Origin of the sequence: Streptomyces sp. NPDC048637 (assembly GCF_040650675.1) — a bacterium.
In the GTDB taxonomy this organism is placed as follows: domain Bacteria; phylum Actinomycetota; class Actinomycetes; order Streptomycetales; family Streptomycetaceae; genus Streptomyces.
Genome location: NZ_JBEZHQ010000035.1, coordinates 20944 through 33685, shown reverse-complemented (window position 1 = coordinate 33685; position 12742 = coordinate 20944). Strand labels below are relative to the sequence as shown.

General features: G+C 74.8%; 9 protein-coding genes. 7 read left to right on the top strand and 2 right to left on the bottom strand.

Annotated elements, in window-relative coordinates; genetic code table 11:
- Nucleotides 1-12: 12 nt before the first annotated feature.
- Nucleotides 13-363, bottom strand: a complete 351-nt coding sequence (locus AB0C46_RS31575) for a hypothetical protein (RefSeq protein ID WP_362832021.1) — start codon at nucleotides 361-363, stop codon at nucleotides 13-15.
- Between the two features lie 166 nt (nucleotides 364-529).
- Nucleotides 530-1222 carry a FadR/GntR family transcriptional regulator gene (locus tag AB0C46_RS31570; RefSeq protein ID WP_362832020.1) on the bottom strand — a complete coding sequence of 231 codons (693 nt, stop codon included), beginning with the start codon at nucleotides 1220-1222 and terminating at the stop codon, nucleotides 530-532.
- 260 nt (nucleotides 1223-1482) lie between these two features.
- Here AB0C46_RS31570 and AB0C46_RS31565 point away from each other — a divergent pair, with 260 nt between their 5' ends.
- The 7 genes from AB0C46_RS31565 to AB0C46_RS31535 all read left to right on the top strand — a co-directional run bounded on the left by AB0C46_RS31565 (nucleotide 1483) and on the right by AB0C46_RS31535 (nucleotide 12675).
- Nucleotides 1483-2856, top strand: coding sequence for a hypothetical protein (locus AB0C46_RS31565; protein WP_362832019.1), 1374 nt, complete (start codon nucleotides 1483-1485; stop codon nucleotides 2854-2856).
- Nucleotides 2857-2882: 26 nt separating this feature from the next.
- A complete protein-coding gene (locus AB0C46_RS31560; protein ID WP_362832080.1) occupies nucleotides 2883-3896 on the top strand; it encodes a glutamate ABC transporter substrate-binding protein in 1014 nt (337 codons plus the stop codon).
- Nucleotides 3897-4044: 148 nt separating this feature from the next.
- On the top strand, nucleotides 4045-5370 hold the full coding sequence (locus AB0C46_RS31555) for a hypothetical protein (RefSeq protein ID WP_362832018.1): 1326 nt from the start codon (nucleotides 4045-4047) through the stop codon (nucleotides 5368-5370).
- Nucleotides 5367-7979 (top strand): tetratricopeptide repeat protein, encoded by a 2613-nt coding sequence (locus tag AB0C46_RS31550; protein ID WP_362832017.1) that lies wholly within the window; start codon nucleotides 5367-5369, stop codon nucleotides 7977-7979. Before AB0C46_RS31555 ends, AB0C46_RS31550 begins: the two co-directional genes overlap by 4 nt.
- 1 nt (nucleotide 7980) lies before the next feature.
- On the top strand, nucleotides 7981-9435 hold the full coding sequence (locus tag AB0C46_RS31545; protein ID WP_362832015.1) for a PP2C family serine/threonine-protein phosphatase: 1455 nt from the start codon (nucleotides 7981-7983) through the stop codon (nucleotides 9433-9435).
- Nucleotides 9436-9576: 141 nt separating this feature from the next.
- Nucleotides 9577-10926 carry a VWA domain-containing protein gene (locus tag AB0C46_RS31540; RefSeq protein ID WP_362832014.1) on the top strand — a complete coding sequence of 450 codons (1350 nt, stop codon included), beginning with the start codon at nucleotides 9577-9579 and terminating at the stop codon, nucleotides 10924-10926.
- Nucleotides 10927-10986: 60 nt separating this feature from the next.
- The gene (locus tag AB0C46_RS31535) at nucleotides 10987-12675 is read left to right on the top strand and encodes an FHA domain-containing protein (protein ID WP_362832013.1); all 1689 of its coding nucleotides are present in this window, start codon (nucleotides 10987-10989) and stop codon (nucleotides 12673-12675) included.
- The last annotated feature ends 67 nt before the right edge of the window (nucleotides 12676-12742 follow it).

Genomic DNA, 12742 nt, shown 5'->3' with positions numbered 1-12742 from the left:
GGGGGAGGCACCTCACCCCACCCGCACGCTGTCCCCCCGCCAGGTCTCCGCGCGCTCGCCGGGGGCCAGGACGAGGTCCCGGCCGGGGGTGTGGGCCGGTGCGGGGGCGTGGCGGGGCGTGGGTCTGGGCGGGTCGCAACAGTCGCGCTCTGTGACGATGGTGAGGTAGTGGTCGGTGTCGTTGATGATGAGGGTCGCGGAGCCGTCCAGGTGGTGGGCGAGGGGGTAGCTGCCGTGGGGGTCGATGTATGTCGTGCCGCCGATGGTCAGGAAACCTCTGGCCAGCGGGGGTTGGTGCGCGGCGGGGCCGCCGGTGGCCAGGGCGGCGGCGAGGGGGCCCAGGAGTTTTTTGATCCGGCGCATGGCGTTGCCTCCGATTCGTCGGGCGCGGGTGGGGCCGTGCCTGTTGCTGGGACGGGGATCGAGCTTCGTCACTCAGCGTAGTCGGAGGTGGGTGGGTGGGGCAGCGGCGCGTGGGAGTGAAGTGGGGGGCGTGGGGAGGCGGGCGCGCGCGGGATGCGGGCCGGGGTCAGTCGTCCAGCGGGAGGGCGAGGTCCCGTACGTGGCCGGCCAGGAGGAGGACGGCCGCGTCCACGGCGGCCTGGGGGTCCTGGGCGCGGATGGCGTCGGTGAGGCGGGAGTGCGGGTCGGCGGGGGCCGCGGTGGCGGTGTCCAGGCAGGCGGCGCGGCGGAGTTCCTCGCGCAGGGCGGCGCTGAGGGAGCGGTAGATGTCGGCCAGGACGGGGTTGTCGCTCGCCTCGGCGACCAGGACGTGGAACGCGGCGTCGGCGGCGGTGAACGCCTCACTGTCGTGCGCGGCGAGGGCGGCCTTGCGGCGGGCCAGTGCGGCCTCGATGCCCGCGAGTTGGGCGTCCGTGCGGTGTTTGGCGGCCTGGCGGGCGGCGACCACGTCGAGGCCCTGGCGGATCTGGGTGACATGGCTGAGCTCGGCGCGTTCGAGGCGGCGGCGGAGGGCGACCGCGCTGTCGTCGTCGGAGATCACGAACGTACCGTCGCCCTGCCGGGGCTCCAGGAGGCCGGAGTGCACCAGGGAGCGGACGGCTTCGCGGACCGAGGCGCGGCTGACCCCGAGGGTTTCGGAGAGTGCGCTCTCGGGCGGGATGCGGCTGCCCACCGGCCAGGTGCCGTTCACGATCTGGCCGCGGATCTCGTCGGTCGCGGTCTCCACGAGCGACACCCTGCCCTTGCGGACCGACTGCACGAGATCACTCCCCCTTCGGCGCGACATCCGGGGCCCGGTGTCACCTGATGTCTGATGACTCTCCGCCCACTGTAATGCGGAGCGCGGTGGTGCGGCGGGCCCGTCCGTGGATCGCGATCCGAACAAGATCGGGGCAATAGCGGTGTGGGGGTCAGTGGCTGCGGACATACTGCTGCCCATGCACCAGTCCTTCTCGTGAGCGCTCCCGGGCGCTGTGCGCGGGGGCCGGTCCCGCCGTCAGCGCCCCAGGGGGAGGTTCCGTGTCGACCAGCCGCGTGTCACCGCCCGCCGCGGAGCGCCGGACGGCCTGGGCCGAGGGGCTGGACGAGCTGCGGGCCGCGGCGGTGACGGAGCCTGGCCGGCTGCGGGTGATCGGTGCCGTACTGGCGCTGCTGGTCGTGCTGTTCGGTGCGGTGACGGCCTGGCAGGTGTCGGACCGGGCGGCGGCCGCGGACGATGTGGTGGAGCACAGCCAGCCGCTGACCGCGGACGCGGCGAGCATCTACCGTTCGCTGGCGGACGCCGACACGACCGCCGCGGCGGGCTTTCTGGCCGGTGGCGAGGAGAGCCGGGCGACGCGTGACCGGTATACCGCCGATATCGCGACGGCGTCCGCGCTGCTGGTCAAGGCGTCGTCGAACAGCGCGGGTTCGGACGGGGCGGGCGCGCAGATCGCGAAGCTCAACGGCGGGCTGCCGCGCTATACGGGGCTGGTGGAGACGGCGCGGGCCAACAACCGGCAGGGGCTGCCGCTGGGCGGTGCGTATCTGCGCTATGCGCATGAGCAGATGCGGAAGGAACTTCTCCCGGCCGCACGGGCGTTGTACGACGCGGAGACGGACCGGCTGGCCGCCGACTACGCCACGGCGAAGGCGTGGCCGTGGTGGGCGCTGGCGGCCGGGGTGGTGGCGCTCGGCGCGCTGGGGTGGGCGCAGCGGCGGCACTACCGGCGGACCAACCGGGTGTTCAACCGGGGCCTGTTGGCCGCGACGGCCGCGTCCGTGGCGGTGTTGATGTGGCTGGTGGCGGGGCATGCGGTGGCACGTGGGGGGATGACCGGGTCGTATGAGCACGGGGCGCGGTCGCTGCGGGTGCTCAACGAGGCGCGGATCGATGCGCTGCGGGCGCGCGGGGACGAGAATCTGACGCTGGTGGCGCGGGGCGCGGTGCTGACCGGCAGCCGGCAGGATTTCTACGAGGCCGGTTTCCGCTCGGGGATGACGGATCTGGTGGGTGCGGGTGAGCACGGTGCGGCGCCGGCGGGGAGCAGGCTGGGGGCGGCGCTGGCGCTGGCGGACGACGAGGCGGGGCGGCGTCCGGTGCGGGCGGCGCTGACGCAGGTCCGGCAGTGGCAGGTGCGGCATGCGCAGGCGCGGGCGGCGGACGACCGGGGTGATTACGACCGGGCGCTGGACGGGGTGATCGGCGCGAAGGGGTCCACCGGGGAGTCCTTCGACCGGGTGGCCGCCGGGCTGCAGCGGGCGCTGGTGCATGAGCAGGCGGAGTTCCGGTCGGCGGCGGACGGCGGGCGGGCGGCGCTGGGCGGGCTGCCGGTGGGGGCCGGGGTGCTGGCGGGGCTGGCGGCGGTGGGCGCGGTGCTGGGGATCGGGCGCAGGCTGGCGGAGTACCGGTGAGGGAGCCTGGTGAGGGGGACATGAGGATGCGCGCGCGAGGGCTGAGGAATCTGCGTGCCGTCCTGGCGCCGGTCACGGCGGGGATGTGTGTGATGGCGGCGGCCGCGGCGGTGCTGGTGCCGGCGCTGGGCGGTGGCGCCGGGGAGGGCGGGGCCGGTCGTGAGGGTGCGTCGCCGCCGGCGGTGACGCACCGGGCGTACGGGCCGGGGGCCGCGCCGGCCGTCGCGAAGTGCACGGCGCAGAACGCCGCGGAGAGTCTGCGGCCGTCGCCGGACGACGGTGCGGCGGTGTCGCGGATCAAGGAGAAGGGCCAGTTGGTCGTCGGGGTGGACCAGAACACCTACCGGTGGGGGTACCGCGATCCGGTGACCGGCAAGCTGGAGGGCTTCGACATCGCTCTGGCGCGGGCGGTCGCCGAGGACATCCTGGGTCCGCACCCCAAGGTGGTCTTCAAGGCGGTGCCGACCAGTCAGCGGATTCCGGCGCTGCAGAGGCGCACGGTCGACATGGTGGTGCGGACGATGACGATCAACTGTGCGCGGAAGGAACAGGTGGCGTTCTCCACGGCGTATTTCCAGGCGGGGCAGCAGGTGCTGGCCCCGAAGGCGTCGAAGGTCAGGGCGTTCGACGATTCCCTGCGGGGCAAGCGGGTGTGCACGGCGGCGGGTTCGACGGGCGAGAGCGAGCTGTCGGCGCAGCGGCACGGTGCGAAGGTGCTGACGGTGCCCAATCAACTCGACTGTCTGGTGCGGCTGCAGCTGGGTGAGGCGGATGCGGTGGTCACGGACAATGCGCTGGCCGCGGCGCAGGCGGCGCAGGATCCGGCGGTGGAGCTGAAGGGCAGGCCGTTCACGGACGAGCCGTACGGCGTGGCGATGAACAAGGACGACACGGATCTGGTGCGGCGGGTCAACAAGGTCCTGGAGGACTACCGGGGCGACGGGGGCCCGGACAGCCCCTGGATGCGGGCGTACCGCACGTGGCTGCAGGCCGACCTGCCGGGCATATCGGGGCCGCCGTCGCCGGAGTACAGCGACTGATCGCCCCAAGGAGCGGTGTGCGCGGCCGATCGCCCCATGGAGCGGCCGGATGAGGTCACTATGGAGGAGGAAGCGGGACGAACAGACCGCAGCGGCTACGGGGTCGCCGCAACCGCCGTGCATCGTACGTGTATTGGAGAGGTGATCGATGGGCGTCCCTGGACCCTTCCCCGGCTCTCCGGGGAGGCCCGATGCCCCGGTGCTGGACCGGGAGGAGGTGGATCGCGCCCTGGCGCGGCTCGGCGCCGAGTACGAGGCGATCGAGACGTCGCTGCTCGCGTTGCAGGACCACGCGGGGCGCCGGCTGCTGGAGGGCGCCGAGCTGTCCGGCACCACCAAGGAACGCTGGGCCGCCGCGGAGCGGTCGATCACGGTCCTGTGGTCGCTGTTCGATGCGTACACGGCCGCGCTGGAGACGGCGCGTGAGCTGCGGGAGCGGCGTCGCTGGCCGTCCGTGGAGGAGCTGGCGGAGCTGACGGAGCTGCTGCACGGCGCGGGGGTGACGGTACCGGGTGCGGCCGCGGAGGGCGGTGGTCAGGAGGGCGGCCCGGCCCGGCCGAGCGAGCGGTTCAGTCTGGAGGGGCTCGTCGAGCGGATGAACGGGCTGTACGCGCGCTCGCTGGATGTCATCGTGGCCGCCGATGCGGTCTGGTCGGCGCTGCCGGCCCGGATAGATCTGCTGTCGGCCGAGTTGCAGCGGACGCGTTCGCTGGCGCATTCGGTGGGGGTGCGGCCCGGGGAGCATCCGGCGGGTGACGATCTGGAGCGGATCACCCAGGAGCTGTTGCGGCTGCGGGAGCGGGTGATCGCGGATCCGCTGGCGTTCTGGGTGTCGTCGTCGACGGGGAGTTCGGCGCCGGGCGGGGGCCGGCCGGACACCGGGCGCTATGACCGTGCGGCGCGTGCGCTGGAGGACATCCGGCGGGAGGTGGCGGCGGTGCTGGATGTGCGGCAGGACGCGGAGCGGCGGCTGATGCAGCTGCGGGACGTGCTGTCGCGGGCGGACCGTACGCTGACCGAGGCACGGCAGGCCCGTGGCGAGGTGCTGGCGAAGATCGCCGCGTCGGAGGTGCCCGCGGTCAGCGGCCCGTCGACGGCGCTGCACGAGCAGTTGGCGGCGGCGGCCGATTACCGCCGGCGGGCGCAGTGGCACCGGCTCTCGCCGCTGCTGGACAGTCTGGAGGAGCGGGCGGAGGACGAACTCCACCGGGCCCGTGAGTCGTTGACGGCGGTGACCGCGCCGCTCGCGGTGCGTGCCGAGCTGCGGGGCAGGCTGGACGCGTACCGGGCGAAGGTCGCGCGCCACGGCATGGCGGAGGATCCGCTGCTGACGGAGCGATATGACCTGGCGCGCCGGATGCTGTGGAGCGCACCGTGTGATCTGCGGGCGGCGGAGCAGGCGGTGTGGCGCTATCAGCAGGTGGCGGCGGAGGCGTTGGTTCCGCCGCAGCTGGAGGGGCGGGGGGAGTCGTGACGGAGCGGGCCGACGAGCGCTGCCAGCGGCGGGACTGTGCGGGCAGTTACGAGGATGTCGGCGGCGGTGCGCGGTACTGCGATCTGTGCGGTCTGGCGCCGGTGGTCTCGCCGGGCGGTCTGCTGTCGTCGCCGCCCACGGGCCTGACGGGCCGGGAGCCGGCGGGCGTCATGGCCGCGCGGGAGGCGGCCGGGGCGTTGCTCACGGTCCCCTCCCCCGCGCCCGGTTCGGGCGGCAGTGGGCCGTCCGGCCCCGGTCCCGGCGGCAGTGGGCCGTCGGCCCGCGCGTCGGCGTCGCGGCGGTCGGTGTCCGGGCGGCTGCCCCGCACGGGGTCCGGCGGGGGCCGGGCGCGCGAGGTGGCGGCGGTGTCGGTGCACGGCCCGGGCAGCGGTGCGTCCTCCGGACCGTCGCGCGGGCGGCTGGGCGCGGGCCTGGTGGCGGTGCCGGAGGTGCCGCGGCCCGATCCGCGGACGGCGGTGCTGGAGCATCCGGAGGTCCCGGAGCGCAAGCGGTTCTGCAGCCGTGCGGACTGCGCGGCGCCGGTGGGCCGGGCGCGCGGTGAGCAGCCGGACCGTACGGAAGGGTTCTGCACCAAGTGCGGCCATCCGTACAGCTTCGTTCCCAAGCTGCGGCCCGGTGACATGGTGCACGACCAGTACGAGGTCGTGGGCTGTCTGGCGCACGGCGGGCTCGGCTGGATCTATCTGGCGACGGACCATGCGGTCTCCGACCGGTGGGTGGTGCTCAAGGGGCTGCTGGACACCGGCGATGAGGAGGCGCTGTCGGTGGCGGTGTCCGAGCGGCGCTTCCTCGCCGAGATCGAGCACGCCAACATCGTGCGGATCTACAACTTCGTGGAGCATCTCGACCGGGCGACGGGCAGCATCGACGGGTACATCGTCATGGAGTACGTCGGCGGCAAGTCGCTCAAGGACCTCGCCAACGACCGGCGCACTGCCCAGGGCAGGCGTGATCCGCTGCCCGTCGAGCAGGCCTGCGCGTACGGTATCGAGGCGCTGGAGGCACTCGGCCATCTGCACAGCCGCGGCTTCCTCTACTGCGACTTCAAGGTCGACAACGCCATCCAGCAGCACGACCAGCTCAAGCTGATCGACATGGGCGCGGTGCGCAGGATGGACGACCAGGTGAGCCCGATCTACGGCACGATCGGCTATCAGGCGCCCGAGATCGCCGCGCTGGGCCCGTCGGTCTCCTCCGACCTCTACACCGTCGCGCGCACCCTGGCCGTCCTCACCTTCGACTTCCAGGGCTATACGAACATCTTCGCGGACTCCCTGCCCGATCCGGACAACATCGAGGTGTTCCGCACCTACGAGTCCTTCTACCGGCTGCTGGTGCGCGCCACGGACCCGGACCGGGCGCGCCGGTTCGCCTCCGCGGAGGAGATGGCCGAGCAGCTGACGGGGGTCCTGCGGGAGGTGGTGGCGCTCCAGTCGGGCGGGCCGCGGCCCGCGCTGTCGACCCTGTTCGGGCCCGAACTCCGGGTGACGGACACGGAGTTGATGCCCGCGGCGGACGGCGACAGTTCCCTGCTGGGCGCACGGGGCGCGGCCCCGGCCCGCACGGCGGAACGGACCTCCGGCGCTCCGCTGCTGCGCCCCCTGGACGTCGCCGGCGCCGCCCTCGCGCTGCCGGTGCCGCGGGTGGAGCCGGGCGACCCCAACGCCCGGCTGCTGGCCGGGCTGCCGGCCGCCGGGCCCGCCGAGCTGCTGGGTGCGCTGCGCGCGGCGCCCGCCGACTCCCTGGAGCTCCGGCTGCGGGAGCTGCGCGCCCGTCTGGAGTCGGGGGACGGCGCGGCGGCACGGGAGGTGCTGGAGACGATCGCGGCGGAGCCCGCCGGGCCGTGGCCCGCCGCGGAGCGGGGCGGCGCGGAACCCACCACGTGGGGCGCGGACTGGCGGGTGGTGTGGCATCGCGGCCTGGTGTCGCTGACGGCCGACGACCGCGAGAGCGCCGCGCTGGCCTTCGACGCGGTCTACGACGCCTTCCCCGGTGAACCGGCGCCGAAGCTGGCCCTGGGGATCTGCGCGGAGCTGCTGGGCCAGTGGGACAACGCGATGGAGTACTACCGCCTGGTGTGGGCGACCGACCGCAGCTATGTCGGCGCCGCGTTCGGGCTGGCCCGGGTGCGGCTGGCGACGGGCGACCGCGGCGGCGCGGTCGAGACGCTGGAGTCGGTGCCGGAGTCGTCCATCCACTACATCGCGGCGCGGATCGCGGCGATCCGCGCCCGGCTGCGGGAGCGGCCGCCCCGCGATCCGCTGCTGGCGGATCTGCGGGCGGCCGCCGAACAGATCGAGGCGCTCGCGGACTTCGGTCTGGATGCCGAGCGCCGGGAACAACTCGCCACCGAGGTACTGGGCAGCGCCCTGGACTGGGTACTCTCCGGTAGCCACGGTGCCGGGCCGGACGGCGCGGCGACCGCACCCGAGCGGCCGGCGCTGCTCGGCAGCCCGCTCGACGAGCGCGGTCTGCGGTTCGGCCTGGAGCGGTCGTACCGTCTGCTGGCGCGGCTGGCACAGCGTGGTGAGAAAAGGATCGAACTGGTGGAACGGGCCAACCGCTTCCGCCCCAGGACGTGGGTGTGACATGGGTGTGACTGGGCCGTCCCGGTGTCCGGGCTGTGACGAACCGCTCGACGCGGGGGACAAATTCTGCGGGCGGTGCGGCGCCGATCTCCTGGCGCCCGCCGCACCGCCGGCGTACGGCGCGCCGGCCGCGACCGGCGCTGCCGCCGTACCGCCCCCGCCGCCCCCGCCGCCGATGCCTCCCGGTCCGCCGCCGGCACCCGCACCGGCCGGCCGGCCCGGCCCGGCCGGACCGCCGCCGCCGGACCCGCAGGCCCGGCTGCCGTACGGGGACGCCGGCGCGCCGCCGGTGCCGGGTCACGCGCCGGTGGCCGACGCGCCGCCCGCCGATCCGCGCGTCGCCGGATACGAGGCGGTCGCCGACGCGGCCGCCGAGGCCGCGGCCGGGGTGCCGGGGGTGCCCGCCGAGCCCGTGGCGTCGGGCGCGGAACCCGGGACGCCCGCCCCGGAGCCCGTGGCACCCGCCGCCGAGCCCGTGGCGCCCGCCGCGGCAGAAGGCCCGTCCGGCACCGCCGTTGCCGACGGCACGCCCGCCCAGGGCACCCAGGTCTGCGCCGCCTGCCGGTCCGGGTCCGTGGACGCCGACGGCCACTGCACGCACTGCGGTCACACCCGGCCCCGCCCACGCGACCACATGGAATGCGAGGTGGGGGGTATCGCCGCGGTCAGTGACCGGGGCCACCGGCACCACCGCAACGAGGACTTCTTCGCGCTCCGTGCCGCCGCGCTGCCGGACGGCACCCCCGTCGTGGTCGCCGTGGTCTGCGACGGTGTCTCCTCGGCGACCCGTCCGGACGAGGCGTCCACGGCGGCGTCCGAGGCCGCCGGGGAGGCGCTGCGGGCGTCCCTGCCGCGCGGTACACACCCCGCGCAGGCCATGCACGAGGCCATCCTGGCGGCCTCCTCGGCGGTCGACGCACTCGCCACCGACCCGTCCCTGGTTCATGACGAGCACCGCCAGCAGAACGCCCCGGCCTGCACCTTCGTCGGTGCGGTGGTGGGCGGCGGCCTGCTGACCGTCGGCTGGGTCGGCGACAGCCGCGCCTACTGGATCCCCAACGACCGTACGGCGCCGCCCGTCCGGCTCACCGAGGACGACTCCTGGGCCGCCCAGATGGTCGCCAACAACCTGATGTCCGAAGCCGAGGCGAACGCCGATGAGCGTGCGCACGCCATCACGGGCTGGCTCGGCGCGGACGCGTACGAGGTCGAGCCGCACACCGCGACGTTCAAGCCGGACGGGCCCGGTGTCGTGGTGGTGTGCACCGACGGGCTGTGGAACTACGCCGAGACCGCGGAGCAGATGGCCGCGGTGCTGCCGCACGACGCCCCCGCCCGGCCGCTGAACGGCGCCCGCACCCTGGTCACCCACGCCCTCGACGGCGGCGGGCACGACAACGTCACCGTGGCGCTGGTGCCGTTCCCCGCGCCGGCGGGGCAGGTGGCACCGGCCTGACCGGCGCACCGACGACGAGCGGGGGCGGGGGTGCGCGGCACGGCGCACCCCCGCCCGTACGCCCCGCCACGCGCATGCGCCATGTACGACGCACCACGTGTACCGACCGACCGGTTACGGCGTCCCAAGGAGCGGAAACGGATGGCCAACTTCGCCAAGTCCCGGGTGCCGCGTTTCTCCGCCGAGGTGTACCAGAACCCCTACCTCCCCGAGGGCGGTCGGGAGGTCCACGCCATCGTGACGGTCACCGCGACGGGCGGCGGCACGACCGGGGGCCGGCCGGTGCCGGGCGGGGGTACCGGGGGGCCGGATGCCGCAGTGGTGATCATGGTGGACTGCTCCGGGTCGATGGACCATCCGCCGGCGAAGCTGCGCGGCGCCCGGGAGGCGACGGCCGCCGCCCTCGACGCCGTGCGCGACGGTGCCGGCTTCGCGGTGGTGGCCGGCACCCGACGGGCCGTCGAGGTCTACCCCGGCGGCGGCCGGCTGGCCGTGGCCGGGGCGGCCACCCGTGCGCAGGCGAAGGAGGCGCTGCGCACGCTGACCGCGGGCGGCGGCACGGCCATTGGCAGCTGGCTGCGGCTGACCGGCCGGCTGCTGTCGTCCGCCGGGGCCGGCATCCGGCACGCCATCCTGCTCACCGACGGCCGCAATGAGCACGAGTCGCCGCAGGAGCTGCGGGCCGCCCTGGACGCCTGCTCCGGGTCCTTCACCTGCGATGCCCGCGGTGTCGGCACGGACTGGGAGGTCAAGGAGGTCACCGGTATCGCCTCGGCGCTGCTGGGCACCGCCGACATCGTCGCCGATCCGGCCAATCTGACCGCCGACTTCAGGCTGATGATGGAGACGGCGATGGGCAAGGAGGTCGCCGATGTCGGCCTGCGGCTGTGGACGCCGCTGGGCGCCGAGACCGTCTTCGTCAAACAAGTGGCGCCCACCGTGCAGGACTTGACCGCCCGGCGCCGGGAGTCCGGTCCGCGGTCGGCGGACTATCCGACCGGCTCCTGGGGCGACGAGTCCCGCGACTACCACCTCTGCCTGCGGGTCCCGGCCGCCGGGATCGGGCAGGAAATGCTGGCAGGACGGGTCTCGTTGATCATTTCCGCCCCGGACGGCGACCCCGCGCAGAGCCCGCCACAGCCCCTGTCGCAGGGCCTCGTACGGGCCCTGTGGACGGACGACGTGGCCGCTTCCACGTCGATCAATCCACAGGTGGCGCACTACACAGGCCAGGCCGAACTGGCGCAAGTCATCCAACAGGGGCTCGATGCCCGCAAGTCGGGCGATACCGACGGTGCCACGGCGAAACTGGGCCGCGCGGTACAACTGGCCGGCGCCTCGGGGAACGAGGGCACTGCGAAACTCCTTGCGAAGGTGGTGGACGTCGTCGATACGGCGACCGGTACTGTGCGACTGAAGGCGAAGGTCGCCGAGGCGGACGAGATGACTCTCGAAACGCGCTCGACGAAAACCGTTCGCGTGAAGAAATAGCCACGATCAGTACCGAGCAGCACAACCGAGAGAATTCGGTACGGAGGGGGAAGAACCGACATGCCGACCTGCCCGAGCGGCCACCAGTCGGTGGCCGAAGACTGGTGCGAGGTGTGCGGCCAGCGGATGGCGGGCGCTGTCCCCCCGCCGCCCTCCCTGCCTGCAGGATTCCTGAACACGCCGCCCAGCCAGCCCACCGGCCAGCCCGGCCCGCCGCCCGGACAGCCCGGTCCGCCGCAGGGTCCGCCGCAGGGCCAGCCCGGTCCGCCGCCCGGTGGCCCCGGTCCCGGCTTCGGTGGCCCCGGTGGTCCTGACTCCCAGGGCGGCCAGGGCGGCTATGGCTTCCCGCCGCCGCAGCCCGGTCCCGCCGCGCCCGGCCCCGGCCCCCAGGGCGGCCAGGACGGATACGGCTTCCCCCCGCCGCAGCCCGGCCCCGGCACGCAGGGCGGCCAGGGCGGTTACGGCTTCCCGGCGCCGCAGCCCCAGCAGGGCGGCCCCGGCCCCTCCGGACAGCCCGAGACCTGCCCGCAGTGCGGTACACCGCGTGAGGCGATGGCACCGTTCTGTGAGGGGTGCCGCTACAACTTCCTCACCAACTCCCCGACGTCCTACGCCCCGCCGCCCGGCCAGCAGCCGGGCCCGCCGCCCGGCGCCCCCGGCCCCGGCCCCGGCACCCAGGGAGGCCAGGGCGGCTACGGCTTCCCGCCGCCCGCACCCGGCCCGCAGGGCGGCCCGCAGCAGCAGGGCGGTTACGGCTTCCCGCCCCCGCAGCCCCAGCAGCCTCAGCCCCCGCAGCAGCAGGGCATGCCCCCCGGCGGCCCCGGCCCCGGTGGGTTCCCTGACCAGCCGGGACCCGTTGGGTTCCCGGACCAGCCCGGACCCGGCGGCCCCGGACCCGGCGGCTTCCCCGACCAGCCCGGACCCGGCGGATTCCAGCCCGGCCCGCCCCCCGGCATGCCCGGCCCCGGCCCGCAGGGCGGCCCGCCGCCGCAGCAGGGCGGCGACGACTGGACGCTGAACCCGCCGAGCGCCCAGGCGGCTCCCCCGCCGATGGCGCCCGCGCCGCCCGGCCCCGGCCCGCAGGCCCCGTACGAGCAGCAGCCGCCGCCCGCGCCGTTCCCGCCACAGCAGCAGCCGGGACCGTACGAGCAGCAGGCTCCGTTCGAGCAGCAGCAGCCGCCTTACGAGCAGCAGCAACAGCAGCCCCCGTACGAGCAGCAGCCCGGCCCGTACGAGCAGCAGCAGATGCCGCCGCAGCAGCAGCCCGGCCCGGACCAGCAGTGGAACGGCGGCCCCGGCCAGGGCACCGCGGCGCCGCCGCAGGGTCCGCCGCCGGTCGTCGGTGCCGGCTGGGTGGTCGCGGTCGCACCGGACCGCGAGTACTTCATGGCGATGATGGGCCGCAGCGGCCCGGAGGCGGCGGGGCTCAACCTGCCCTCGTACTCCCCCGAGCAGGTGCTCCCGCTCGCCAACGGCCAGATCGCGGTCGGCCGCCGCCGCAACAGCACCGGCGAGTCCCCGGACATCGATCTGGGCAGTGCGCCGGAGGACCCGGGCGTCTCGCACCAGCACGCGCTGCTGGTGCAGCAGCAGGACGGCAGCTGGGCGGTGGTGGACCAGAACTCCACCAACGGCACGACGATCAACCTCGCCGAGGACCCGATCCAGCCCTACGTGCCGGTGCCGCTCCACGAGGGCGACCGGGTGCATGTCGGCGCCTGGACGACGCTGACCGTGCGCCGCGGCTGAGCCGTCACCGGCCGGGCGCGACCCCGGGGCGTGATCAACCGATCACGCCCCGGCCGCATTTCCGGCC